Below are 25,324 nucleotides of genomic sequence, written 5' to 3'. Positions count from 1 at the left end.
ATCGCTTCAAGTTTTTTGTGACACAGCGCACATTCGTTCAGCAGTTCCAGGCAGCAGGCAGATCCTTTTTCAAATGATCAATAAACACCCTGGTGCGTCTTGATAAATTTCCATAGGGATACATTAACCAGATCGGTAAACTGGGAGCTTGCCAGTCCTGCAGACAACGTTGCAATTTGACGTTCTGCTGACTGATGCCTAACTCAGCTAACCAGTTCGGATAAAGCCCCAACCCTTTACCCCGAGCAATGGCATCAGCCTGCATAACGAATTGATCGGCAGAGATCTGGGATTGCTGGGGAGGTAATTGAAATGGTTTTTCGTCAGGATGTTTCAATTGAATATTTTGTGTCGAGTGCTCCAGGGTATCAATCCACTTGTGTTCACACAGTTGACGCGGGTGATGGATTTCTTCGGCCTGTTGCAAATATTCCGGACTGGCGTAAATACCTTGTGAAAGCTGACCCAGACATTCATGGCGAAGGCCATTCTCTGTAACAGGACCCAGCCACAAAATGACTGACTCACCGATGGTGGCCTGAGGCAGATTGAATCCGGTGCGCATTTTAAGATGCAATTTTGGATGTTGCGTCATCAGCATTTCTACTTTCTCGCTAAGCCAGCGGCAGCTGAAAGCATTATGAAAGGTAAAATTAAGCGTTCCACTTACCTCAAGCTGCAAAGCATCCAGTGCTAACAGACTTTGCTGGGCAAGATCGATAAATTGCTGACAATACTCGGCAAATATCTGGCCTGCCTGAGTGGGTATAAGTCGATTGGATTCCCGCCGAAGTAATTGCTGACCAACCCGTTGTTCCAACTGGCTGATACGTCTACTTAAAGTGGATTTAGGGATATCCAACTGTTCTGCGGTAAACGTTAGACTGCCGGATCGAATGATCTCAACAAAGGCTGTCACCGCTCTCATATCTGGCAAAACTGCACGATCATTCATATGTAAGCCTGTTCAGATTTTTGCAAGCAAGTGTTTATGATTCAATACTTTTAATTATAAATAATAAGCATTATCATTATCATTAAGGGTTTTGGAGTGTAATTGATAAAGTGAATGATCGCCAGGGCTTGTTTATCTTTCATCTCGTCGCTGTTGTGAGCTGAAAGATCAAGCGCCAGGCTAATGCGTGATTCACTTGGTTTAAGCATAAAGGGAGCATGGTTAAGAAAGCATTAACACTAAGGTCTGTTAATCTTTCATAGCCGCCTCTGAAAGATCAACAGACCCAAGGCGCCTTATCGAAACGTTTGAATTGTTCCCCGATTTATTGTTTGTTTGCCCTTTCCCGATGTTACTGCAAAGTGCATCGGGTTTTTTTGTCTCTAAATCGTAGTGGGTACTTTATTCATCTCTTTTTCATAATTGTCGTTAAGTTACTAAAAACGGTAAAGCAGTGATGAAAAAGCAAGAGCATATAATTTCATCAGCTGGGTGTTTTCAGATCATCGTTATGGATTTCGCCTTTGTCATCGAGCATATCGTCATGCTCCTGCATTTTCCATGGTAAAATGCCTGGCGAGATATGAATGAAATGCAGATATTTCTCGAATTGATTTAGAATGTCATCAATGACTTCCTGCTGATCACAGTTAAACACATCATAGGCTGCGCCGCCTCGACGCATAAAGACTTCAGCCCGGTAATAACGCTTATCACCGTCTTCTTTTCTTGCCATCTGTGGATAAGCAAAGGTAGGCATAGCATAACCGCGCATACGTATTTCATAAATAAAATCCAACTCTTCTTCACGAATCACTTCTATATAAGCACGATGTTGAGTGTCATCAAAAAATACCGTAACTGGCCAGCCTTTCTCTTGCAAAACCGTTTCAACTTTCTGCATGGCAGGATGTGCGGTGGTTTTAATAAACTCAGCCACCTGCGGATAATCCGGATAATGAATTAATCCGGCTAAACGTTTTTTCCAATTACCCGGCCGGTGTTGCGAGCTATGCATAAAGGCTGACAAACTGGCTTCACGATGACCTTCAATCGCTAAGGCACGCCACATTCCAATTGCTGCCAGCACCATAATGATGGCAAACGGCAGGGCACTGGTAATACTCATGGTTTGCAAGGCGCTTAAGCCACCGGCAATTAATAATGCAGCTGCTACCAGACCTTCCAGAGCTGCCCAGAAAACCCGCTGCCAGACTGGCGTATTACTGGAACCACCAGACGCTAATGAATCAATGACCAATGAGCCGGAGTCGGAAGAGGTAACAAAGAACGTCATAATCAGAATAACAGTAATAAATGACACTATTGATGTTAGAGGCAAGCGTTCATATAACTTGAACAAGGCAATAGCGGTGTCATTCTGCACCTCAGTAATTAATGCGGTATACCCCTGATTCATAATCATATTGAGGGCAGTATCCCCAAAAATGGAAAACCAGATAAAGGTGAAAATGGTCGGCACCAGCAACACACCAAAGACAAACTGCCGGATAGTTCGACCTCGACTTATCTTGGCAATAAACAGCCCGACAAACGGTGCCCAGGCAATGGTCCAGCCAAAGATAAATAAAGTCCAGTTACCAATCCAGTCACTGCGAGTGTAGGCTTGAAGGTTAAAAGTCCGCTCAACAATATTGTTCAGATAACTGCCGGTATTTTGTAAAAAAGTTTCCAGAATAAAAATACTTGGCCCAGCGATAAAGACAAACAGCATCAGTGCTAAGGCCAACACCATATTGACGATAGAAAGACGTTTTACACCTTTATCAAGCCCAGCCACCACTGACAAAATAGCGAGCATGGTAATACCAGCAATAGTGACAACCTGCACAAAAGTACTGACAGGTATGCTCGGCCATAAATAATTCATCCCGGCGTTTATCTGGGCAACAGAAAGTCCCAGCGTCGTAGCGATACCAAATAAGGTCCCTAAAATGGCAATGACATCAACGATATGACCGATGGGGCCATAAATTCGGTCGCCGATAAGAGGATAAAGTGCTGAACGCATCGACAAAGGCAAGCCATGACGAAAAGCGAAATAAGCTAATACCAGACCGGTCAGGCCGTAAATAGCCCAGATATGAAAGCCCCAATGGAAAAAGGCAATTTGCATGGCTTGTTTAGCCGCATCAACCGTTTCGGGTGCTCCTTGTGGCGGAGAGGCATAATGCAATACCGGTTCGGCCACCCCGAAAAATAGCAAAGCAATGCCGTAGCCAGCTGAAAACAGCATCGCAAACCACGCAGGGAAGCTGTATTGCGGTTCGGCATGATCGGGGCCTAATTTGGTTTTACCCCAACTGGAGATGGCCACGGTTACGATAAAAACCAGAAAGAAAGCCACCGCCAGCATGTAAAACCAGCCAAAGGTTTTGGTCAGATAACTGAGTGTGGCAGCAAAGGCTTCGCCAGCTAATTCTGGATTGCTGATTGTGCCTATTACTAACAGTAACGTGATAATAACGGCAGGAAAAAAAACAGGAACCAGAATAGTAGATGGGATCTTTGACTCAACTTGCATGATCAAACTCCGATTTTGATTCAGATGAATCATTAGCGTCATGCAATATTAACGTGAAAGATTTGGCCTGATGCTGACAATGCGAAGTGATATAAATACGCTTACATCATCGGCATATTGCATGCTGGGTGCTGTTGCAGAAAAAAATCACCGTACAAACCGAATACAGTTTGTACGGTGAAGTATTCGTCTAGCCTTTAGGGCCAAGAAAGAACCAAATGATAAGGCCTACCACAGGGAATAATAGCAATATCAAAATCCATAACACTTTGGATAAGGTACCGGCACCACTTTTCGCTACTTTGAGAATGGCCCAAATAATGATGATCAGCCAAATAAGGCCTAACAGACCACCGACTTCAACACCCATTTTTCGCTCCTTTGCTAGTCAGATAAAAACTTAATTCCGCCTTAGCATAACGATAAATCGTATGCTAAACCAACTCTTTTCATGGCATTGCCGGTTCAATCACTTCGCCGGAGTATGCTTTTAAGCCACCACCCAATGCCTTATAAAGTGTTAACTGGTTACGTAAACGTGCCAGACGGGTATCAATTTGAGCTAACTGGGCATCGATATGACTGCGCTGCGCATCCAATACTTCCAGATAGCTGTCCACCCCGGCATCGTAACGGATTTGAGCTAATTCCAGGCTTCGATTGGTTGCTTTGGTTAAATCCTGTTGAGCATTTAGCTGTGCATCCAGGGTATCTCTTGCCTGCATTTCATCAAGAACCTCTTTGAATGCCCGCTGAATGGTTTCCTGATAACGAGCAATATTGATGTCTTTTTCTAACTCAGCGACATCCAGGTTTGCATCATTCACGCCCCAATCAAGTAATGGAACGGATAGCTGTGGAGAAATCTGCCACAAACGATTACCGCTATCACTCAGATCAGAAGGGGTTGAGCCTCCAATACCAATGGCTGTGGTCAAACTGATACGTGGAAAAAATGCTGCTCTTGCCGCACCAATATTGGCATTGGCAGCTTTTATCTGGTGTTCGGCCTGCATTACATCCGGTCTGGCCAACAACACTTCAGAAGAGAGGTTCACAGGTAAGTCCTGCAATAACGGATCATCATCTTCCCAATCAGCCTGCCAATGCTGACGATCCAGTCTCTGTCCAACTAACAACTCCAACGCAGTAAAGTTTTGATTGGCTTGCTGCTGAAAACTCGACTCGGCAATACGTGCTTCATGTAATGCTGTTTCAGCTTGTCTCAGGGCAAGTTCCGAAGCCAGACCGGACTCAAAGCGTTTGTTGATAAGTTCATAACTTTCTTCCCGGGCTTCACGGGTGGAGCTGGAAAACTCCAGCTGGGCAACAGTTGCCTGCCAGCTGAACCAGGCATCGGCCACTTCGGAAACCAATGTCAGCTGAATACTTCTACGGCTGGCCTCACTGGCCAGAAACTGTTCCAGAGCGGCTTGCTGCAAACTGTCAATCCGACCAAAAAAGTCTATTTCCCAGGCCGAGATTCCAACACCAATCTGGTATTCCTCATAAATTCCACCGCCGCCAACAGTCTGACTGCCGGAGCTAACGCCTTCAGATAAGCGTTGACGTGTGGCGCTGGCAGTGCCATCAACTGCTGGCAATAATTCGGCGCGTTGAATTTTGTACTGTGCACGCAATTGTTCAACCTGCAACACCGTGGCACGAAGGTTACGATTATTTTCCAGTGATAAAGCAATCAGTTGTTGCAGCTGCTCGTCTTGGTAAAATTCCTGCCAGCCAGTATCTGCAGCCAAAGAGGCATCCACAACTGACTCACTATTTTCAAGCATCACAGGATTCGCAGGACGTTGATAATCGGGAATCATTGAGCAGCCGCTAAGCACTGCTGATATTGTCATTACAGAAATCAGTTTCAATTTGGCATTCATGCCGTTTCTCCTTGAGATGCCTGCGCTTTGGCAGGTGTTTTACCAGTAATTTTTTTAGCTAATGTAAAGATCACTACAAAGAACACGGGAATAAAGAATATCGCCAGGCTAGTTGCTGCCAACATGCCGCCGAACACTCCGGTTCCAATCGCATTCTGTGCACCACTGCCAGCACCACTGGCCAACATCAGCGGCGTAACGCCCAGCATGAAAGTAAGTGCTGTCATTGCAATTGGGCGCAGTCGCATTCTGATCGCTTCCAGTGTCGCCTCCGTTAGCGACATACCATCTTCGTAGAGGGTTTTGGCAAATTCGACAATCAGAATGGCGTTCCGGGCCGATAACCCTATGGTGGTTAACAAACCGACCTGGAAATATATATCGTTGGACATTTCTCTGCTTAACGCGAACAGGACGGCGCCGAGGACACCTAATGGAACCACCAACATGACAGAGAAAGGCACTGACCAGCTTTCATATAAAGCCGCTAAAAACAGAAATACCACCAAGATCGATAAAGCATACAAAAGTGGAGCCTGTGCCCCCGAAGCGCGTTCCTGTAAAGAGAGTGCTGTCCACTCATAACCAAACCCCTCTGGCAATTGAGCGACCAGTTCTTCCATGGCTTGCATAGCTTCCCCGGAACTCAGTCCGGCTGCGGCTTGACCCTGAATATTCATGGCTGGTACACCATTGTAGCGTTCAAGGCGTGGCGAGCCGTATATCCATCGCGAGTCACTGATGGCTGATAAAGGCACCATTTCCCCGCTATCGTTACGAACATACCAATCACCCACATCTTCGGGCATCATGCGAAAGGGTGCATCACCCTGCACATAAACCCTTTTGACACGGCCTTTATCAATGAAATCATTTACGTACGTTGAGCCCCACGCCGTTCCGAACGTCCTGTTGATATCTTCCAGGGAAACACCAAATGACATGGCTTTTTGATGATTAATATCGATTTTGAATTGTGGGCGATCCTGCAAGCCACTGTGTCTTACCTGATGCAGACGGGGATCCTGATTGGCCTGCATTAACAGGGTGTCACGGGCTTTAACCAATTCTTCGTGACCCATGCCACCCAAATCCTGCAACATCATATTAAATCCACTGGCGTTGCCAAGCTCGCGAATTGGAGGCGGGGCAATGGCAAAAGCAACAGCATCCTTAAACTGACTGAAATAGCCAGAAGCGCGATTTGCTATCGCCTGGGCGCCTTGTTCGGCTCCAGTGCGTTGATCCCAGCTTTTTAAGTTCACAAAAATCAGGCCACTATTCTGGCCTCGGCCACTGAAGCTATAACCTATGACAGAAAATACCGATTCGACATTATCAGCTTCCTGTTCCAGATAATAATTTTCAATACGATTCATCACTTCGATAGATCGCTGCTTCGATGCATTCACCGGTAACTGCATTTCGGTAAATAAAATTCCCTGATCTTCATCGGGGAAAAAAGATGAGGGAAGTTGGGTGAACAAATAAGCCAGCCCTGCTACTATCAATACGTAGATAAGCATAACGCGGGCAGAGCGTTTGATCAGATAGCCGACTGCACTCTGGGTGCCCCTGCTGGTCTTTTCAAAGCCACGATTAAACCAACCAAAAAATCCCCGTTTTTTGGCCGGATCATGTTGGGCATCTTTTAATAAAGAAGCACACAGAGCTGGGGTGAGCGTTAACGCAATTAGCAGTGATAAGGCCATTGCTGATACCACCGTGATTGAGAATTGCCGGTAAATGACCCCGGTTGAGCCTGGGAAAAAAGCCATCGGAATAAAAACGGCAGAAACCGTTAACACAATACCGACCAGAGCACCGGTAATTTGATCCATTGATTTACGAGTAGCTTCTTTTGGGGATAAACCATCTTCATGGATAACACGCTCAACGTTTTCCACCACCACGATGGCATCATCCACCAATAGTCCGATGGCCAGCACCATAGCAAACATGGTCAGCATATTGATGGAGAAGCCCAACACAAACAGAATGCCAAACGTCCCCAAAATGACGACCGGAACGGCAATGGCCGGAATAAGCGTGGCACGAAAATTCTGCAAGAACAGATACATGATCAGAAACACCAGGATCATGGCTTCTATCAGTGTTTTGACCACCCCTTCAATAGAGATTCTGACAAAGGGAGTAGTGTCGTAGGGATAGGTGACTTCCAGGCCTTCAGGGAAAAACGGTTCAAGTTCGGTAATTCTGTCACGGATCATCTGGGCAGTTTCAAGTGCATTTGCACCTGAGGCTAAGGTTATCCCCAGCCCTGCAGCCGACTGCTTGTTGTATTCCGTTTCAAATTGAAAATTTTCACCACCCAATGAAACATTGGCTACATCTTTAATACGGATTTCGGAGCCATCCTGATTGACTCGCAGCAGAATGTTTTCGAATTCGCCGACCGTTTCCATCCGCGTTTCAACCACAATACTGGCAGCAATCTGTTGTCCTTCAACGGCAGGCGTTCCGCCAATTTCACCGGCCGCAATTTGCACGTTTTGCTGGCGAATAGCGTTAACAATATCCTCAGTAGTTAATTCATAGTTCGCGAGACTATTGGCATTGAGCCAAATCCGCATGGCATATTGCGAACCAAATAAATTTATTTGACCGACCCCATTTACCCGGCTGACGGGATCCTGAATATTGGCTGCCACATAATCAGCAATATCATAGCGATCCATTTTCCCGTTATTAGACACAAAGCCCAGTACCATTAAAAAACCGGTGCTGGATTTGGTGATCTCCAGTCCTTGTTGCTGAACATCTTGAGGCAATAATGGCATTGCGGCTTGCAGTTTATTTTGCACTTGAACCTGTGCAATATCCGGATCGGTATCGGCTTGAAAGGTGACAGTAATTTGTCCGACACCACTGGAATCACTGGTGGAGCTGATATATTGCAAGTCATCCAGTCCAGTCAGATTCTGTTCGATAACCTGAATAACTGAATCTTCAACCACTTTGGCCGAAGCGCCGGGATAAGCCGTACGAATTTCAATCGCTGTTGGTGCGATACCAGGATATTGCGCGATCGGTAGTTGGAAAATCGACAGCAAGCCAGCCAGCATGATTAAGATCGCGATAACCCACGCAAAAATAGGCCGATCAATAAAAAAACGTGCCATGGTTACTCCTCAGTTTGCGGGTTGGTGGTGTCAGTTTCAATGTCAATTTCCACGGCAGAATCGACGGCAATTTTCTGTAAACCTTCTACAACCACTTTTTCACCACCAGTTAGCCCTTCCAGGACCAACCAGTTATTCCCAATAGACTGCTTTACTTCAATAAGGCGTTGTTCAACCTTATTTTCACTATTTACCAACATCACACTTGCCTTACCTTCCCGAGAAAATGCGACAGCTTTATGTGGAACTAAGATGGCATCCTGCATTTTCCCTTCTTGCACTTCAGCTTTCACATACATGCCTGGCAACAGAAGGCCTTCCGGATTGGGAAATTGTGCCCGCATGACCAGGCTGCCAGTGTCTTCATTCACATTCACTTCAGAAAATTGCAGCGTGCCAATGTGTGAGTAGATCGTTCCATCTTCCAGTTTTAACCGGACTTGAGTCGCTTCTTCATTCGTAATACCCCCCGACATCAATTGTCGGCGTAATTGCAGTATTTCTTTTGATGCCTGAGAAATGTCGACATAAATTGGATCGGTTTGGGTAATAGTGGCTAAAGGTGTCTCTTGCTGCGCCGTCACCAAGGCGCCTTCTGTAATATTAGAACGTCCAATCCGACCATCAATCGGGGCCTTTACCTTGGTATAACGTAAATTTATTTCAGCTGTTTGAATGCTGGCCTGTGCAACAGCAACTTCTGCCTGGGACTGTAGATAGGATGCTAATGCATCGTCATAATCTTGTTGGCTAATGGCTTTGTTATCAATCAATCCTTTAAAACGATCGGCGCGCGCTTTTGTCGACTGAATGTTGGCTTCCGCCCTGGCCAGCTCAGCTTTAGCCATTTGCAAAGCCGCTTGAAAGGGGGCTTCGTCTATTTGGTAAAGACGCTGGCCTGCATTAACATCTGCACCTTCTTCGAACAGCCGCTTCTCAATAATGCCATTTACCTGTGGCCTGACTTCAGCCTGTCGGAAAGCGACTGTTCGTGCCGGTAATTCCGTTTTGATTGTGATGGTTTGTGGAATCAGGCTCACTACATCCACTTTCGGAGCCGCTTGCTGTGTATTTTGCTGGGCATCTTCCGAGTCGGAGGATTGGCATGCTGCCATATTGAGCGTCAATAAACTTATCAGCATCAATGTTTTAACAGATAAAAAATGGCGTGGCATGTACTACTCCTGATTTGATTGTCTGTCAGTATCGTCGTTCTGTGATGGCGAGCAGGCGATAGCATCCCAGCTGGCATCAATAATATTGGTCAGGGCGTCGTTATCGACTTTGATAACGTCCACTAAATGTTGGCGAGCGAGAAACAGATAAGGTTCAAAACTCAGACTGATGAGAATATCGTCGGATAAGTTTTTAATTTGTTCTGTAGTCCGTCCCTTTTCAAACAAATCCTTAAGTGGTTGAAGTCCATCCCATGCATGGCTGCGTTGGCACCGTAAGATATCTGGAGGCAGATGATCAAATTGCGCTTTACTATAAGTGATGCAGGGGTTATCAATGCAAAAGTGCCAAAGGTTGCAACACATACGACGATATTGTTGCTTAAGTGGCAGCTGGGGGTCATGTCCCTCAAGCGTTGCTTTTATGAAGTCATCAATTATTTGTGTATTGAGCTCACGAATCAGCTCATCCCGGTCTTTGAAATAAAGATAAATAGTGCCGGTCGCCACACCAGCCTCTTCGGCAAGTTGCTTAATCGAAAAACCATGAAAACCGTAATTGGCCAGCAATTTTAAGGAGGCACAGAAAATAGCTTCACGCTTATCGGCAGTGCTTTTGGCTGGTGACATAGATGACTTATTATGAATGAACGTTCATTCATAATATACATGAGCTAAGTTAAGGTAAAGTTAACGTAAGACACTTTTTTATAGGAACGTGTCCTGGATAAGCGCTTCGGATGAAATTAATTGATCATAAATAGGTTTTAAACGCTGTCTATCTGCTTCCACCAATGAAGATTGATCTGTCCGCTGTTTCATCAGCTGTAAATGACGTGATACTTCTTCTCCAAAGACTTCCGGTGCGATCATATTTAAGGCCGCAAGTGCTTGCTGCAAGCGAAGTTGCACCTCAATCATGTTGGCTCCATCACGTTCGATTGGCCTAAAAAGATCATCCAGCAGATCACCAAGTTCCAGTTCTGGCACCCGTACATGGCGATAGATTATCTGCTCATCGGTATCAGCAAATTTATAGTCTTTCCAGGAAATAAGAATTCGAAATCCACGATTGATAACATCAATAGCGGTACCGGGATCATTGACTGCAGGGGAGAGTGCTCGTGAGGCAATTTCAGCTAAAACGGACAAACCAAAGCGGGGATCCTGGTCAAAGGAGCGTTCATTGCCTAATGTGACAGCAGAACAGATTTTAGCAACCATCTCATCACTGGTCTTTGTGTTTATCCAGACAATAGGCTTGGCTGGATGCACAAATTTACCCGGTAATGCCAGCACACCTATTTCTGCCTCATATTGTTTGGCGTAATCATTTAATGCACCAACATCAATATGTCGGACATAGCCAATGCTATTGGCGTAAATAGCATGGGCATTGTCAGGAATGTGATTTTTTTCAATAAGCCTTTTTGCTCCCAGAGTTGGATGTTTAATACGTTGAGTAATAGTGTTGGAAGCCGCATTTTCTACCCTTTCAGTAGTTTCTCCCACGCGACCGAGTTGAGAGAGATGTTCAATCCAGCGAAGAATAGTAATGACAATCAAAATAATCACACCGATGGTCACGACAAACAAAATCAAGCGACCATTTTCACCATATTGATCGGTGCTCAAAGCAATGATACCGACCAGACTATATAAAAAAGAACCAATAAAAGTAGCTAAAACATTCTGAGTAGTGGTGTCCTGTTGCACTAGTTTGGTAGCACGAGGTGTTACGCTGCTGCTTGCTGCAGTATATGCCGCCACCATTACGCTTAATGAGAATGTCGTAACCGCCAGCATACTGGATGCCAGAATATCCAGTATTTGCCCCACCGAGTCCGCCCCGACACTAAAAGGGAATGGGTCGTTAATCATATGTTGTACAGGAATGGCAATCAGTGCTGTCGCTACCGCCAGTAAGGCAAAAAGTGAGGCACGGATCCATAATGTGCGGGTGAGTTGTGAGAGTAACCATTGCCATTTAGAGAGCATGCTGTTGAATTTCCTTAAATAAACTTTATATCAGTTTGTCCGCGATTAGAGAATAAAATCAACTGACATAAAAAAACCACTACACCGCATGGCGGTATAGTGGTTTCATTTTTATATTAAAGGGGCTGTTAGGGTGTGAAGGAAGAGCCACAGCCACATGTAGTAGTGGCATTAGGATTGCGAATCACAAATTGGGACCCTTCAACACCATCAGAATAGTCAATTTCGGCACCCACCAAATATTGGTAACTTGCCGGATCAATCAGCAGGGTAACGCCATCTTTTTCTACTTCAGTATCACCTTCACTGACTTCTTCTTCAAATGTAAAACCGTATTGAAACCCGGAGCAACCACCACCAGTGATAAATACGCGCAGTTTTAATTGATCATTACCTTCTTCGGCAATGAGTTCGCTGACTTTTGACGCAGCCGAATCGGTGAATAGAACTGGACTTGGCATTTCGCTCGTCATTATTTACTCCGTTGATATCTAAGATAGTTCATTTATTATCCAATTCTGACTAAAATAGTCAAGTATTAGGACCTCTTTATCTTTAAGCGCTACCAATTATTGAGGCCGTTTTTCAGTCACAACAGAGGCGGCTCTGAAAGATCAACAGCCCTATGTCTGTTGTTCAAGGTTTAAATTGGGATCGGTTTGGGAATGTTCAAGGTTCAAATCGGTTTCTTCCGCCTCACCAACATGAATCAATTGCCCGTTGACTTCACTGCCAACAGCCATTTCCAGCAGCTTATAAAAAACATTGCCATTGATACGTGCTTTATTGGCCAGTTCAATATGTTCAACTGCATATAAATTGCCTTTGACATCACCATTGATAATTTGAAATGGCACCCGGACTTCGCCTTCTATACGGCCTTTTTCGCTCAGTGTTAATAATGCGGGCTCACCTTCATCAGCGATAATATTACCAGTGATTACACCATCTATCCGTAAACCACCACTAAAGTGAATATCGCCTTTGAGATGGGTGTTCTCACCAATTAATGTGTCAATTCGGGCGGCCTTACGCCGTTTATTTTTTTTGCTGCTGAACATGAATTACCTCATTGCCCGACGGGTGTTTCTGTTTGCCAATCAAAGCTGCGTGAAATTAGTATTTTGTCTTTCTGGCGCAAACTGACGCTGATTTGTTCAGGATCTGACAATTCACCAAGATTGAAGACACCCTCAATAATCTGAACATGACGGAGGTTAAGTGGATGCTCAGTGATGTTGAGATCGACCGCTTTGGCCTCGTCGCCTTCACCTTCAGTATTTTGCAATCTGATGATCACCTCGCCGGTAATCGGTTCGCTGATATTTTTACCCTGGGTAATGACCAGCCGATAGCGAACCTGATCTGAGTTCTCGGTTTCTGGACGTAACTGTAAATCGCGGATTTGCAGTTCACTGGTACTGTTACCTTGGGTAATATTTTGATAAAAAAGCAATTCTTTATTCAGTTCAATTACTTTCTTTTGCAGTTGTTGCAATCGATTTTGTAATTGCTGGGCTGTTGCCTGATGCATGGCCTGGACTTGTTCCTGGTTTTGCAGTAGCTCCGACTGTTGCATCAGCTGAGTTTTCATTACAGCAAGCTGTTCCGTCATTTGCTGATTTTGCTCGATCAGCTGGGCTGTATCGCCGCTGTCACGATTAAACCAATACCACTGGAGAAGTCCACTGATAACGATAGCGATTATTAACCAGACAACAAAGCGCAGAGGCCGCTTTGGTTTTATAACGTAACTATCGAGAGGCGAGCTCATCAGGGGAGGGTTGCTATGTGGTTAATGCCAAGACGTTCATCAAGACCGAACATGATATTCATATTTTGTATCGCCTGTCCTGATGCGCCTTTAACCAGGTTATCAATAACCGATAACACCACAACAGTATCAGCATTTTCAGGTTGATGTACGGCTATTCTGCAGACATTGGCACCTCGTACACTTCTGGTTTCAGGATGTGAGCCTGCGGGCATCACGTCGACAAAGGGTTCATCAGCAAAACGTTGCTCAAATAAACTTTGAAGATCGGCTGATTTGAGCAGCTGGCTATACAAAGTCGCATGAATACCACGAATCATCGGTGTGAGATGAGGCACAAACGTCAGGCCCACTTCTTTGCCATGCATCTGATTCAGACCCTGACGAATTTCAGGTAAATGACGATGCCCAGCAACGGCATAGGCCTTCATATTTTCACTTGCTTCGGTCAGCATCGTGCCAAAACTGGCTTTGCGTCCGGCCCCGCTGACGCCTGATTTGGCATCGGCAATCAAATGTTGTGGATCAATCAGGCCTGCTTCCAGTAAAGGCATATAGCCTAACTGGACGGCAGTTGGATAACACCCGGCGACTGCCACTAGTTGTGCTTCGCGAATGGCTTCACGATTGAGTTCTGGCAACCCATAGACCGCCAGTTCTGCCAAGTGTGGACAGGTATGGGGCGTGTTATACCATTTCTCCCACAACGGGATATTCTTCAGCCGAAAGTCAGCCGATAAATCAATCACCCGAACTCCACGGTCAATTAACGATGGCACACTTGCCATAGCAACGGTATGTGGTGTGGCAAAGAAAACCACATCACAGGTCGATAATGCCGCATCATCTGGAACGGTAAAACACAAATCAACATGGCCACGAAGGTTCGGATATAAATCACTCACCGGCATACCGGCTTCGCTGCGCGATGTGATGATCTCCAGGGAGACCTGCGGATGAATGGCTAATAAGCGAAGCAGCTCAACTCCGGTATAACCCGTGCCACCGACAATTCCTACTTTAATCATACGAATTCTTTGTTTCTAGTCAGGCCCCCATGATAAAAGAGCTGCTGCGAAATCTAAAGCTTTACCTGATTAAACTGTTGCTCTAATTCGTATTTGCGGTTCAGGAAAAAAAGACTGGAATAAGGTGTCTTAGGCACAAACTGTAACTTATCAATAAAATAAATCTCAGGCTTATGTCCGGTATTATGTTGAAATAATTCAGCCAGGAGCGGAAGAAGCTGCGGATCACCAAGATCGGTTTTAACCGTTTGTGACTTCAGGTTTAATGCCAGTTGAGCACCCGTAATTTGCCAAATAACCGAAAAAGGAGCTGGTTCAGATCGTGAAGGTTGGATCGGATTTATTTGCCAGCGCTGTTGCTGTCTTAAAAGTTGATAACAATCGCATTGCACTACCGCGTCACCCACGCTATTACGAATAAACAGTTTCAACTGGGCAAGGATTTGCGCTTCCGTTAATGATGGATAGGCAAACTGCTGCAGATGTCCGAGTTCATCAATGACATAGATCTCTGTGGTTTCTGTCATGCGATAGGCAAACAAACTTACCGTCTGCGGTTGTTGATATAGCAGCATCGAATTGAGCAGATTGTCACTATCCAGGTAGCTATCGACGCGAGTCGGCAGGTACTGTTTTTGTTCTTCAGCGAGAGCATGGTTGAGGTCTTTTTCTGCTGCAAATTGTTTTATTTGCAGTTGATCATCCTGCCACTGCAGCTGAGATAGACGGTCTCCCAGCAACATCAGGTACCGACCTTGCCGTGGATGATATTGATAATGGGTCAATACGGCGTCAAACAGTTGCTGCAAACGGGTATTAATCGCCTGACCAAAAAAGCCGGTGGCGCACCAGCATGAAATATGGCTGCTCAATTGGGCGGTTGGCTGCGATTTAAGTACCTGACGGAGTGCTTCAGTGATTGCATTATCGCCGTCAAAACGGTAATGATGCCATTGTCCCCAACTGGTATAGATCAACAGATCCAGACTGCTGACCAGATTCTGTCTGTTTGAGGTATAGCTTAAGGGATCATTGTTCAGACTGGCCATCTGTATCGGACCACTTTGCTGGATATCATTACCGGCCGTTTGCAGATTGGCAAACAGCATTAAACGTTCCGCTTTGGCCGGTTGCAGAAATACTTCCTTGCTCATGACCCTCTGATGCAACGGTAATGCTGATTTCAACAAGTTCTGGGTCAGTTCAAGTACCAGATTAATATTTATCTGCTGTTTTTGATCGGCCACTCTTAACCAGCTGCGTGTGGTCAAAATATGATTGCGAACGGCCCATACCAGAAGATATGTCAGCGATTTATGCTGTTTCAGACCAACCTGTTTTGCGTCATTAAGCGGTATTGAGCTGAGTTTCCATTCCGTTTGATCAGTGAACCGGAAAAGGTAAAGTTGTTCCGGCCCATCGGTCATTTGCAACGCAGTTGGTAACTGTTCAATAACTGACTCGGTGGTGTCCAGCGATTGCGCGAGTGCTTTTTCCAGCACATTAAGCTGGCTCGCATCACTGATCAGGTGCTGTTTGGCAAACTGCTGCAGATCTAACACAAATTCCTGTAGTTTGGGGCTAAGATTGGTCCACCATTGATGACGTTGGGGATAATCCCAGGCCGAACGGTTATCTTCTTTTTTCAATGTTTCGGCCGACCAGTTCCAGTCTTTGTAAATGCTTTGCAGGCTATGGCGGCGCCAGGCAAACTGGGGATGTTTTACCTGTTGGGATAAGCGTTCTCCACACAAAGCATAATAAGCCTGCCTTGCAAGGAGTTGATCATCATCCGCTGCATTTCTTTCTATTTCGGCCAGTTTGAGACTGGCTGGTTCTACTTGCAGACTATCGGTTTCACCATGCTCGACCTTTGCTTTATAGCGGTCAGACAAATGCACAATCTCAGGAAACAATCTCAACTGAGACTGCATAAAGATTAAATCCAGTAATGCTGTTACATCGCCATCAATAGCTTTGCTAAATATCTGGCAGGCTTGATTAAACAGGTGCTCAGGCTGGGGGGAGCGATCAAACCCAAAGTTCAGTAAACTGATTTGGGTTAAGCCTCTTTGTGACAATAACCTCTCAGCAATTTGCAAATATGTCTGATGTTCTTCACTGGTAATTAACCACCAAAGCGGGGCGCTGCCGGCGACACACAGACCCTGTAAATAAAATGCTTCTCTTTCGGCACTTGAAATAGTCTCGTTTCGGCACTGCGTTTCATCCAGTAACCGAAATCGCAACTCAATGCCCAGCGTTGCCGCCCACTGAACAATACCGTCAACTTTGTTTTGCAGCATAGCCAGCTGATCAGGTTTTAAGGTGGCATGATGCACCAGCCATAGATCAAAGCTGGTGGGGTCAGGGTAGCGGATTTGTCCTGCGGGATTAAGCAAATAGATACCGCGTAATGCATAACGTCTTAACGCTTTGCGGCGATGACTGAAATTTCGATTCAGATTGATAGCACTGTTGAGCGCTTCGCTATCAGGTTGATAATCCATAATGCCAGCCGGGCAGTCATCACTGACATAACCCGGCAGCAGTTTATGGTTGATATGAAATAATAATGGCAACAGGCGATAGAATATCGCCTGTTTGTGTGGTGCCAGCTCTATTAAATGACTGATTCGGGCACGATTATGTGCCTGAAATATACGTAGAGCCTGGGCGCGATCCACAAGTTACTCAAACTTAGTGGCGGAAATGCCGCATGCCGGTAAAGACCATTGCAATGGCATGCTCATCCGCTGCAGCAATGACTTCATCATCACGCATCGAACCTCCCGGTTGGATTACCGCACTGATCCCTGCTTCTGCAGCAGCATCCAGACCATCACGGAATGGGAAGAAGGCATCGGATGCCATCACTGCACCGGGAACAGTCAAGCCTGCATCATTGGCTTTAATACCAGCAATGCGACTGCTGACGACACGGCTCATCTGGCCGGCGCCAATTCCTACCGTCTGCTGATTTTTGGCATAGACAATCGCATTGGATTTCACAAATTTTGCTACGCGCCAGGCAAACAGCAGATCAGCCAGTTGTTCTTGGGTAGGTTGCAGTTTAGTGACAACTTTTAATTCAGCTTCGCTGACAATCTGGATATCGCGATCCTGCACCAATAATCCACCTGTCACACGTTTGAAATCAAAATCAGTGGCAAAAGTCGTTGGGAAATCACCACTGCACAGCAAACGCACATTGGCTTTGCCAGCAACCACGGCTTTGGCGGCCTCACTGATTTTCGGCGCGATAATCACTTCAACAAACTGACGGTCAATAATGGCTTGTGCCGTTTTTCCATCCAGTTCACGGTTAAAGGCGATGATGCCGCCAAATGCTGAAGTCGGATCAGTTTGATAGGCCAGATCATAGGCTGTAAGCAAATCATCAGCGGTGGCGACACCACAGGGATTGGCATGTTTAACAATGACACAGGCCGGTTTGTCGTTAAAGACTTTGACACATTCCAGCGCGGCATCAGTATCGGCGATGTTGTTATAGGACAATTCCTTGCCCTGTAACTGGGTAGCGGCACCGATTGAACCGGTTTCAGCCTGCTTCTCAACATAAAAAGCAGCTTTTTGATGTGGGTTTTCCCCATAACGCATAGCTTGTTTGAGCTGGAACTGGCTATTGAATGTGCGTGGGAAGGCGGCCTTGCTTTTATCGGCCTGAATGGTGCCAAGATAATTGGCAATCGCGCCATCGTAGTGTGCTGTATGTTCAAAGGTTTTCAGCGCCAGATCAAAACGGGTGTGATCATCCGTTCCACCCTGCGATTGAATCTGCTCAATGACGCGCGAGTAATCAGCCGGATCAACAACAACCGTCACATCAGCATGGTTTTTAGCGGCCGCACGCAACATGGTCGGGCCGCCAATATCAATATTTTCTATAGCGTCTTCCAGCGGGCAGTCTTCACGCGCCACGGTGGCTTCAAACGGATATAAATTCACCACTACCAAATCAATTGGAGCGATGTTATGTTGCTGCATGATGTCGTCATCCTTGCCCCGACGACCCAGCAGGCCACCATGAATTTTCGGATGCAGGGTTTTGATGCGGCCATCCATCATTTCCGGAAAGCCGGTGTGTTCGGAGACTTCTTTGACGTTTAGACCAGCTTCGCTCAGTAATTTAGCCGTACCGCCGGTGGAGAGTAGTTCAACATTCAGATCTTGCAGTTGTTTGGCAAATTCAACAATGCCGGTTTTGTCAGAAACACTCAACAGTGCGCGTTTAATCGAGTTCATCAGGATTCCAGATTGGGATTCAGGCTTATTTACAAGCCGTATTGCTTGAGTTTTTTTCGTAGCGTGCCGCGGTTAATGCCCAGAATTTCAGCAGCGCGACTTTGATTGCCTTGAGTGTGGGTCAAGGCCGCTTGTAACAGAGGTACTTCAACCTCGGTCATCAGCATTTCATATAAATTGGCAGGGGAGTGGCCGTCCAGTTGTTCAAAATAGGTTTTCAGCGCATTGGTAACGCATTGATTTAAAGGCGCGTGTTGTTGTTCCGCGGTTACGCCCAGATCAATACAGTCAGCAAAATCGTCGTTCAATGCGTTATTCATGCGGCCAGAGAATCCTTTTCAGCGAGTTGCGCAAAAAATGCATCTGTAAAAGCCAGCTGATGTTCAGCCTTTCCCAGTGTATTCATTTGTTGGCGAAAGGCATTGCCATTGCGCAAGCCTTTGCTATACCAGGCTATATGTTTGCGGGCCATGCGCACACCGGAATACTCACCGTAGAAATCGTACAGTGTGTTGAGGTGACAAATCAAGATTTGTTGCACTTCTGTTACAGAAGGTTTGGCTAAACTCTCACCGGTTTGCAGAAAATGATTTATCTGCTGGAATATCCAAGGATTGCCTTGGGCAGCGCGACCAATCATCAAACCATCAGCACCGGTTTGTTGTAAAACCAACAAGGCTTTTTCCGGCGTTTCGATATCACCATTGGCAATAACAGGAATGGCGATACGGGATTTGATTTCAGCAATGGTGTCGTATTCGGCATCGCCTTTATAGGCATCGGCACGGGTTCGGCCATGTACTGCCAGCGCTTGAATTCCGGCGTCTTCGGCAATTCGGGCAATTTGTACTCCATTACGATTATTGCTATCCCAGCCAGTACGTATTTTTAGCGTCACTGGAACATCAACGGCGTTCACTACCGCTTCAAGAATCTCGCCGACCAGCTTTTCATGTTGCAGTAATGCCGAGCCAGCCATTACATTGCAGACTTTTTTGGCCGGGCAACCCATATTGATATCAATAATATGTGCGCCTTCGGCCACATTATGGCGTGCTGCTTCGGCCATCATCTGTGGATCAGCACCGGCAATCTGAACGCTGCGCGGTTCTGGTTCACCTTCATGGTTGGCCCGTAACAATGATTTTTTACTGGCCCATAACGCTTTATTAGCAGTGATCATTTCTGAAACCACCATTCCGGCGCCGAGTTTTCGGCACAGTTGGCGAAATGGTCGATCGGTTACCCCGGCCATTGGAGCCAGAAATAAATTATTTGGCAGTGTATAAGGACCGATAGAAAGCGCTTTATCAGCCATGACGAACGCCACTCAAACGCACCCATTCTTCCAGCACAACCGTGTTATCCATCTCAAACTCGGCCTGATAATGCTGGCTGACGGTATCGGCCTGCACATCCAGAATTCCCGATAACACCAGTTGTGTGTCAGGTCGGGTTAATTCAACAAAGCGTGGCATCAGTTCCATTAAAGGACCCGCAAGAATATTAGCTAGCAGTAAATCACATTTAACCGTTGGGCAATGCTGTGGCAGGTAGGTCTCGATGATCACACCATTACGTTGTGCGTTGGCCTGAGTTGCTTCCAATGCCTGTGGGTCAGTATCCACACCAATAACTTTATTGGCGCCCAGCAGGGCGGCGGCTATCGCCAGGATGCCACTGCCACAACCATAATCAATCACTGTTTTACCGATTAAATCGGCTTTATCCAGCCATTGCAGACATAACGCTGTTGTCGGATGCGTTCCAGTACCGAAGGCGAGACCCGGATCCAGCAGAATATTGACGGCGTAGGGCTGTGGCGGCTCATGCCAGCTGGGCACGATCCATAATTTCTCACCGAAACAAATGGGTTTGAAATTCTCCATCCATTCGCGTTCCCAGTCTTTATCTTCCACGGCTTCAAAACGATGATCAGGCAACTCGCCAATCTGGGAGCGAAGGGCCGTCAGCAGTGCTTCTGTGTCTGTCTCGGCATCAAACAGGGCAATGACCGATGTCGCAGACCATAAAGGCGTCTCGCCAATGGCTGGTTCATAGATAGGCTGATCAGCATTATCCTGAAAGGTAACCGCGGCTGCACCGCATTCAGATAGTGCATCGGATAATGACTCTGCCTGCTGCGGTGAGCTGGTAAAAATAAGTTGGATCCAGGCCATAACGAACGGACTTAAAGTCCGAGTTTCTTTTCAAGATAGTGGATATTGGTACCACCGGTCTGGAAATGCGTGTCATCCATAATGTCACGTTGCAGCTCAACGTTGGTTTTAATGCCTTCAATACCAATTTCTTTCAATGCAGTACGCATCCGCGCAATCGCTGATTCACGGGTATTACCATAGGCGATCAGTTTGCCAATCAACGAGTCATAATTTGGTGGAACCTTATAGCCACTGTACAGATGTGAATCCATACGAATACCGGCACCGCCCGGAGCATGATAATGGGTGACCAGACCAGGACTTGGCATAAAAGTACGTGAGTCTTCAGCGTTAATCCGGCATTCAATGGCATGACCACGGATAATGATGTCTTCCTGGCTGAACGATAATGGCATACCAGAAGCAATACGAATCTGTTCGGCAACCAAATCAATACCGGTGACCCGTTCTGTGACCGGATGTTCTACCTGGATGCGGGTGTTCATCTCAATGAAATAGAACTCACCGTCCTGATAGAGAAATTCAAAGGTACCCGCACCACGATAGCCAATGCGAACACAGGCATCGGCACAGACTTTACCCATGCGAGCACGCATTTCAGGGGTAATTCCCGGAGCCGGTGCTTCTTCGACGACTTTCTGGTGACGACGCTGCATTGAGCAGTCCCGTTCACCTAAATGCACTGCATTGCCATGCTCATCGGCCAGCACCTGGAACTCGATATGACGTGGGTTTTCCAGGAATTTTTCCATGTAAACCATATCATTGCTGAAAGCAGATTTTGCTTCACTCTTGGTCAGGGAAATAGCGTTGAGCAGATGCGCTTCACTATGCACTTCACGCATACCACGGCCACCACCACCGCCAGCGGCTTTGATGATAATCGGATAACCAATTTCACGTGCCAGACGCAGATTGGTCTGGTCATCGTTACCGAGCGGGCCATCTGAACCGGGAACACAAGGTACGCCAGCCGCTTTCATCGCTTTGATGGCTTCAACCTTGTCACCCATCATACGAATGGTTTCAGAACGCGGGCCAATAAAAATAAAGCCGCTTTGTTCAACGCGTTCCGCAAAGTCTGCATTTTCAGACAGGAAACCATAACCGGGATGAATTGCCGTCGCATCGGTAATCTCGGCGGCACTGATCAGCGCGGGTACGTTGAGGTAGCTGAGATTTGATGCCGCTGGACCAATACAGACGCTTTCATCAGCCAGTAATACATGTTTTAAATCACGATCCACATCAGAGTGAACAGCAACCGTTTTAATGCCTAATTCCCAGCATGCTCTGAGAATACGCAAAGCAATCTCGCCACGATTAGCGATGACAATTTTATCAATCATGTTGTTTTATCCGCAGTTTTTGGTTTGCCATAACAGCCGAAGCTGTCAGCAAAATTATTCGATAACGATCAACGGTTCGTCATACTCAACCGGGTGACCATCTTCAACCAGGATGGCTTTAACAATACCGCTGCGATCCGCTTCAATCTGATTGAACATTTTCATCGCTTCAATGATGCAAATCACATCACCGGCAGATACCTGCTGACCTACTTCCACAAAAGCAGCTGCATCGGGTGAGGGTGAACCGTAAAAGGTGCCAACCATTGGCGAGCGTACAGCATTGACTTCGATAGAAGATTTTGTTGCTGCTGCTGTCGCAGTGGTTGCCGCTTCACTGGCAAATGACGGTGTGCTGGGTGCTGCAGGTGCCGGTTGAGGCGCAGCAAAATATTGTTGTTGTGGATAAGCGGAGCTGGCGCGGCTGATACGAACAGATTCTTCACCTTCAGAAATTTCGATTTCAGCAACATCCGATTCCTGAATCAAATCAATCAATTTTTTTATTTTACGAATATCCATGATTAAGCCTTAAGGGTTGAGTTGTTTAGTGGCAGCTTGTAATGCCAATTCATATCCCTGAGCACCGAGACCGCAAATTACGCCAACAGCCAAATCTGAAAAGTAGGATTGTTGCCGGAATGCTTCACGACGATGCACATTGGAAAGATGTATTTCTATAAAGGGTATTGCTACCGCAGCCAATGCATCACGAATGGCTACACTGGTATGAGTAAACGCTGCGGGATTAATTAAAATAAAATCATATTGCTGGCGTGCTGCCTGAATGGCCGAGACCAATTCATGTTCGGCGTTGCTTTGCATTGAATCAAGTTGATGGCCATCAGCCTGAGCTAACTCAGCCAGGCGGGTATTGATATCGTCTAAGGTGGTGGCACCATAAATTTCAGGTTCGCGCTGACCCAACAAATTCAGATTGGGGCCATGCAATACTAGAAATTTCGCCATAATAAACACACACCAACACTGGAAATATAAGCCGGGATTTTGCACCAGCTAACGCTTTATTGTCCAGCTTTTTAACTAAAAATCCGGCTTTTTGTCGCTAATTTCGTCGAAATGGAGAAGTTCTTGCAGTTTTACTTATCGGGCCTGAAAATCCGCCAGATGTGCGTTCAACTGGGCGGCTGAGACGTGCCCTACCAGACGATGTTCAGCAGATTCTTGTGCATTTTCGTCAAAAAACAACATGCTGGGTGGACCAAATACCCGCAGTGATTTTAACAAGGCTTGATGCGCATCCGTATTGTCAGTGAGATCCACTTTCAGCAAAGTAAAATTCTGCAAGGTGCTGATAACCTCCGCATCACGGAAAGTCGTCTGTTCCATGTTTTTGCAATCGGTACACCAGTCCGCATAAAAATCGAGCATCACTGGCTGATTACTTTGCTCCAGCTGAGTCTGCAATTCCTCCAGTGATTTGACATAGGTAAATTGCAGAGCCGGTCGAGCAACTGTTGTGTCGGGAAAAAGACTCAATTTATGCAACGGTTGCAAAATGGATTGCCCGCCGCTGGCACTGCCAATCAGCATCAATGCACCTGTGATAAGCGATAACAGTCCCAGACCTTTCCAGAATTTTTGCCAACCAGTGGCTTCAATCGGCAGATTGTTGAGGGCGCCCAGATAGACTGCGGTCATCACCAGCAGGGCACCGCTCATAAACAGAATGGCCCAACCCGGCAGAATGCGATCCAGCATCCATATTGCCAGTGCGATAAGCATCACACCGAAAAACGCCTTAATATTTTCCATCCAGCGTCCGGCTTTGGGCAGCAGGGTTCCGGCTGAGGTGCCAATAATCAGTAATGGAATACCCATGCCCATACTCATCGCAAATAATGCCGCACCCCCCAACACCGGATCAGCGTGTTGACTGATAAATAACAAGGCACCTGCTAATGGAGGGGCCAGACAAGGCCCGACAATTAGTCCTGATAGCAGCCCCATCAATACGACGCCAGCTAATGTACCGCCCTGCTGACGGTGGCTAAGTTGATGCAATCGTTGTTGCAGACCATGCGGTAGTTGTAATTCATAAAAGCCAAACATCGATAACGCTAGTAATATCAAGATGCCAACAAAGCCTGAGATCACCCACGGATTTTGCAGCATGGCCTGGAGATTGCCGCCGAGTAAGCCGGTCAATACCCCCGCCACGGTGTAGGTGACGGACATGGCCAGTACATACGTCAGTGACAGAATAAATGCCCGGCGGGTGGTAATGTGTTCGCCCTGGCCGACAATAATGCCGGACAGAATCGGAATCATCGGAAAAACGCAGGGGGTAAAGGCCAGTAATAAGCCTAATCCCAGAAAGCCGAGCAGAATTTGCAACAGATTGTCATTTTGCAGGCGTTGCGAAATCTCATCCTGCTGGCTGACTGGCGTTGAAGACTGGAGTGAAGCGGGAGCGGTGGTTTGTACATCAATGGTTGCCGACTCACTTGCTGCGGTGATTGCGGGTAACTCCAGATCGAAGGTTTTGCGGGTTGGCGGGTAACAGATACCAAACGTTTCAGAGCAACCCTGATAATGCGCCGTTAATGTGATGCTGGTCGAATCGGACTGGGTGCGTATCAGCGGCAGATTGATCTGCACATCACTGGTATATACCTCGGATAAACCAAAATACGCATCATTTTTCATATCCCCGCCGGGCAAAGTAAATTCGCCCAACTGAACAGAATCATCCCCGGTTATTTCGAAGCGAATTTTATCCTGATACAGATAATTTCCTTCCATTATCTGCCAGCCTGCCAATATCGTTTTGGGATCAGTAACGACCACTTCAAAGTCAAAAGCTTCATCGACTTCAGGGGGAGAGTCTGCACTGTCGAAACCAAATTTCTCCAACAGACTTGGGCGCGCCTGTGCGGAAAAACTGCTGAGCAGCATGAGCAGGATTAAAAATTGTTTCATTACATTATCGCCACTGATTCATTGCAGTTACAGACCATTCTAACAGTCGAATGTTACACGGGTGAAAGCAACG

21 protein-coding genes are annotated in these 25,324 nt (G+C 46.4%); all 21 read right to left on the bottom strand.

The window, feature by feature from the left end; genetic code table 11:
• Nucleotides 1–37: 37 nt before the first annotated feature.
• The 21 genes from Q7A_RS00675 to dsbD all read right to left on the bottom strand — a co-directional run bounded on the left by Q7A_RS00675 (nucleotide 38) and on the right by dsbD (nucleotide 25,251).
• Complete coding sequence (locus Q7A_RS00675) at nucleotides 38–955, bottom strand: LysR family transcriptional regulator (RefSeq protein WP_014705382.1); 918 nt, start codon at nucleotides 953–955, stop codon at nucleotides 38–40.
• Between the two features lie 484 nt (nucleotides 956–1,439).
• On the bottom strand, nucleotides 1,440–3,500 hold the full coding sequence (locus Q7A_RS00670; RefSeq protein ID WP_014705380.1) for a BCCT family transporter: 2,061 nt from the start codon (nucleotides 3,498–3,500) through the stop codon (nucleotides 1,440–1,442).
• Between the two features lie 190 nt (nucleotides 3,501–3,690).
• On the bottom strand, nucleotides 3,691–3,870 hold the full coding sequence (locus tag Q7A_RS00665; protein WP_014705379.1) for a PLDc N-terminal domain-containing protein: 180 nt from the start codon (nucleotides 3,868–3,870) through the stop codon (nucleotides 3,691–3,693).
• A 79-nt stretch (nucleotides 3,871–3,949) separates the two neighbouring features.
• Nucleotides 3,950–5,392, bottom strand: coding sequence for an efflux transporter outer membrane subunit (locus tag Q7A_RS00660; RefSeq protein WP_014705378.1), 1,443 nt, complete (start codon nucleotides 5,390–5,392; stop codon nucleotides 3,950–3,952).
• Entirely contained in the window at nucleotides 5,389–8,535 is a 3,147-nt protein-coding gene (locus Q7A_RS00655; protein WP_014705377.1) for an efflux RND transporter permease subunit, read from the bottom strand. The genes Q7A_RS00660 and Q7A_RS00655 overlap by 4 nt, the downstream gene beginning before the upstream one ends.
• Nucleotides 8,536–8,537: 2 nt before the next feature.
• Nucleotides 8,538–9,710: an efflux RND transporter periplasmic adaptor subunit gene (locus Q7A_RS00650; RefSeq protein WP_014705376.1), complete on the bottom strand. Its 1,173-nt coding sequence runs from the start codon at nucleotides 9,708–9,710 to the stop codon at nucleotides 8,538–8,540.
• A 3-nt stretch (nucleotides 9,711–9,713) separates the two neighbouring features.
• Nucleotides 9,714–10,340 carry a TetR/AcrR family transcriptional regulator gene (locus Q7A_RS00645; RefSeq protein ID WP_014705375.1) on the bottom strand — a complete coding sequence of 209 codons (627 nt, stop codon included), beginning with the start codon at nucleotides 10,338–10,340 and terminating at the stop codon, nucleotides 9,714–9,716.
• 78 nt (nucleotides 10,341–10,418) lie between these two features.
• Nucleotides 10,419–11,708 carry a DUF2254 domain-containing protein gene (locus Q7A_RS00640; protein ID WP_014705374.1) on the bottom strand — a complete coding sequence of 430 codons (1,290 nt, stop codon included), beginning with the start codon at nucleotides 11,706–11,708 and terminating at the stop codon, nucleotides 10,419–10,421.
• A gap of 128 nt (nucleotides 11,709–11,836) precedes the next feature.
• Nucleotides 11,837–12,181, bottom strand: coding sequence for an iron-sulfur cluster insertion protein ErpA (gene erpA, locus Q7A_RS00635; protein WP_014705373.1), 345 nt, complete (start codon nucleotides 12,179–12,181; stop codon nucleotides 11,837–11,839).
• Between the two features lie 150 nt (nucleotides 12,182–12,331).
• A complete protein-coding gene (locus tag Q7A_RS00630) occupies nucleotides 12,332–12,769 on the bottom strand; it encodes a bactofilin family protein (protein ID WP_014705372.1) in 438 nt (145 codons plus the stop codon).
• An 8-nt stretch (nucleotides 12,770–12,777) separates the two neighbouring features.
• Nucleotides 12,778–13,482 (bottom strand): DUF6776 family protein, encoded by a 705-nt coding sequence (locus tag Q7A_RS00625; RefSeq protein ID WP_041354166.1) that lies wholly within the window; start codon nucleotides 13,480–13,482, stop codon nucleotides 12,778–12,780.
• Nucleotides 13,482–14,510, bottom strand: a complete 1,029-nt coding sequence (gene argC, locus Q7A_RS00620; RefSeq protein ID WP_014705369.1) for an N-acetyl-gamma-glutamyl-phosphate reductase — start codon at nucleotides 14,508–14,510, stop codon at nucleotides 13,482–13,484. The genes Q7A_RS00625 and argC overlap by 1 nt, the downstream gene beginning before the upstream one ends.
• 53 nt (nucleotides 14,511–14,563) lie before the next feature.
• Nucleotides 14,564–17,197 (bottom strand): class I adenylate cyclase, encoded by a 2,634-nt coding sequence (locus Q7A_RS00615; protein WP_014705368.1) that lies wholly within the window; start codon nucleotides 17,195–17,197, stop codon nucleotides 14,564–14,566.
• Between the two features lie 13 nt (nucleotides 17,198–17,210).
• Nucleotides 17,211–18,776, bottom strand: coding sequence for a bifunctional phosphoribosylaminoimidazolecarboxamide formyltransferase/IMP cyclohydrolase (gene purH / locus Q7A_RS00610; protein WP_014705367.1), 1,566 nt, complete (start codon nucleotides 18,774–18,776; stop codon nucleotides 17,211–17,213).
• A 29-nt stretch (nucleotides 18,777–18,805) separates the two neighbouring features.
• Nucleotides 18,806–19,096, bottom strand: coding sequence for a DNA-binding transcriptional regulator Fis (gene fis / locus Q7A_RS00605; RefSeq protein ID WP_014705366.1), 291 nt, complete (start codon nucleotides 19,094–19,096; stop codon nucleotides 18,806–18,808).
• Complete coding sequence (dusB, locus tag Q7A_RS00600) at nucleotides 19,093–20,094, bottom strand: tRNA dihydrouridine synthase DusB (RefSeq protein ID WP_014705365.1); 1,002 nt, start codon at nucleotides 20,092–20,094, stop codon at nucleotides 19,093–19,095. Before dusB ends, fis begins: the two co-directional genes overlap by 4 nt.
• Nucleotides 20,087–20,956: a 50S ribosomal protein L11 methyltransferase gene (gene prmA, locus Q7A_RS00595; protein WP_014705364.1), complete on the bottom strand. Its 870-nt coding sequence runs from the start codon at nucleotides 20,954–20,956 to the stop codon at nucleotides 20,087–20,089. The genes dusB and prmA overlap by 8 nt, the downstream gene beginning before the upstream one ends.
• Nucleotides 20,957–20,967: 11 nt before the next feature.
• Nucleotides 20,968–22,308 carry an acetyl-CoA carboxylase biotin carboxylase subunit gene (gene accC / locus Q7A_RS00590; protein WP_014705363.1) on the bottom strand — a complete coding sequence of 447 codons (1,341 nt, stop codon included), beginning with the start codon at nucleotides 22,306–22,308 and terminating at the stop codon, nucleotides 20,968–20,970.
• Nucleotides 22,309–22,362: 54 nt separating this feature from the next.
• Nucleotides 22,363–22,830 (bottom strand): acetyl-CoA carboxylase biotin carboxyl carrier protein, encoded by a 468-nt coding sequence (gene accB / locus Q7A_RS00585; protein WP_014705362.1) that lies wholly within the window; start codon nucleotides 22,828–22,830, stop codon nucleotides 22,363–22,365.
• A 9-nt stretch (nucleotides 22,831–22,839) separates the two neighbouring features.
• Nucleotides 22,840–23,277, bottom strand: coding sequence for a type II 3-dehydroquinate dehydratase (gene aroQ, locus Q7A_RS00580; RefSeq protein WP_014705361.1), 438 nt, complete (start codon nucleotides 23,275–23,277; stop codon nucleotides 22,840–22,842).
• A gap of 135 nt (nucleotides 23,278–23,412) precedes the next feature.
• Nucleotides 23,413–25,251 carry a protein-disulfide reductase DsbD gene (gene dsbD, locus Q7A_RS00575; RefSeq protein ID WP_014705360.1) on the bottom strand — a complete coding sequence of 613 codons (1,839 nt, stop codon included), beginning with the start codon at nucleotides 25,249–25,251 and terminating at the stop codon, nucleotides 23,413–23,415.
• Nucleotides 25,252–25,324 lie beyond the last annotated feature (73 nt).

Origin of the sequence: Methylophaga nitratireducenticrescens, from assembly GCF_000260985.4 — a bacterium.
GTDB lineage: Bacteria > Pseudomonadota > Gammaproteobacteria > Nitrosococcales > Methylophagaceae > Methylophaga > Methylophaga nitratireducenticrescens.
Note: the sequence above shows the minus strand (reverse complement) of the source record. Positions and strands in the feature narration are given on the sequence as shown.

Coding starts and splice junctions, on each gene's coding strand:
- Q7A_RS00675 (WP_014705382.1), bottom strand. CDS start 955: ATGAATGATCGTGCAGTTTTGCCAGATATGAGAGCGGTGACAGCCTTT.
- Q7A_RS00670 (WP_014705380.1), bottom strand. CDS start 3,500: ATGCAAGTTGAGTCAAAGATCCCATCTACTATTCTGGTTCCTGTTTTT.
- Q7A_RS00665 (WP_014705379.1), bottom strand. CDS start 3,870: ATGGGTGTTGAAGTCGGTGGTCTGTTAGGCCTTATTTGGCTGATCATC.
- Q7A_RS00660 (WP_014705378.1), bottom strand. CDS start 5,392: ATGAATGCCAAATTGAAACTGATTTCTGTAATGACAATATCAGCAGTG.
- Q7A_RS00655 (WP_014705377.1), bottom strand. CDS start 8,535: ATGGCACGTTTTTTTATTGATCGGCCTATTTTTGCGTGGGTTATCGCG.
- Q7A_RS00650 (WP_014705376.1), bottom strand. CDS start 9,710: ATGCCACGCCATTTTTTATCTGTTAAAACATTGATGCTGATAAGTTTA.
- Q7A_RS00645 (WP_014705375.1), bottom strand. CDS start 10,340: ATGTCACCAGCCAAAAGCACTGCCGATAAGCGTGAAGCTATTTTCTGT.
- Q7A_RS00640 (WP_014705374.1), bottom strand. CDS start 11,708: ATGCTCTCTAAATGGCAATGGTTACTCTCACAACTCACCCGCACATTA.
- erpA (WP_014705373.1), bottom strand. CDS start 12,181: ATGACGAGCGAAATGCCAAGTCCAGTTCTATTCACCGATTCGGCTGCG.
- Q7A_RS00630 (WP_014705372.1), bottom strand. CDS start 12,769: ATGTTCAGCAGCAAAAAAAATAAACGGCGTAAGGCCGCCCGAATTGAC.
- Q7A_RS00625 (WP_041354166.1), bottom strand. CDS start 13,482: ATGAGCTCGCCTCTCGATAGTTACGTTATAAAACCAAAGCGGCCTCTG.
- argC (WP_014705369.1), bottom strand. CDS start 14,510: ATGATTAAAGTAGGAATTGTCGGTGGCACGGGTTATACCGGAGTTGAG.
- purH (WP_014705367.1), bottom strand. CDS start 18,776: ATGAACTCGATTAAACGCGCACTGTTGAGTGTTTCTGACAAAACCGGC.
- fis (WP_014705366.1), bottom strand. CDS start 19,096: ATGAATAACGCATTGAACGACGATTTTGCTGACTGTATTGATCTGGGC.
- dusB (WP_014705365.1), bottom strand. CDS start 20,094: ATGGCTGATAAAGCGCTTTCTATCGGTCCTTATACACTGCCAAATAAT.
- prmA (WP_014705364.1), bottom strand. CDS start 20,956: ATGGCCTGGATCCAACTTATTTTTACCAGCTCACCGCAGCAGGCAGAG.
- accC (WP_014705363.1), bottom strand. CDS start 22,308: ATGATTGATAAAATTGTCATCGCTAATCGTGGCGAGATTGCTTTGCGT.
- accB (WP_014705362.1), bottom strand. CDS start 22,830: ATGGATATTCGTAAAATAAAAAAATTGATTGATTTGATTCAGGAATCG.
- aroQ (WP_014705361.1), bottom strand. CDS start 23,277: ATGGCGAAATTTCTAGTATTGCATGGCCCCAATCTGAATTTGTTGGGT.
- dsbD (WP_014705360.1), bottom strand. CDS start 25,251: ATGAAACAATTTTTAATCCTGCTCATGCTGCTCAGCAGTTTTTCCGCA.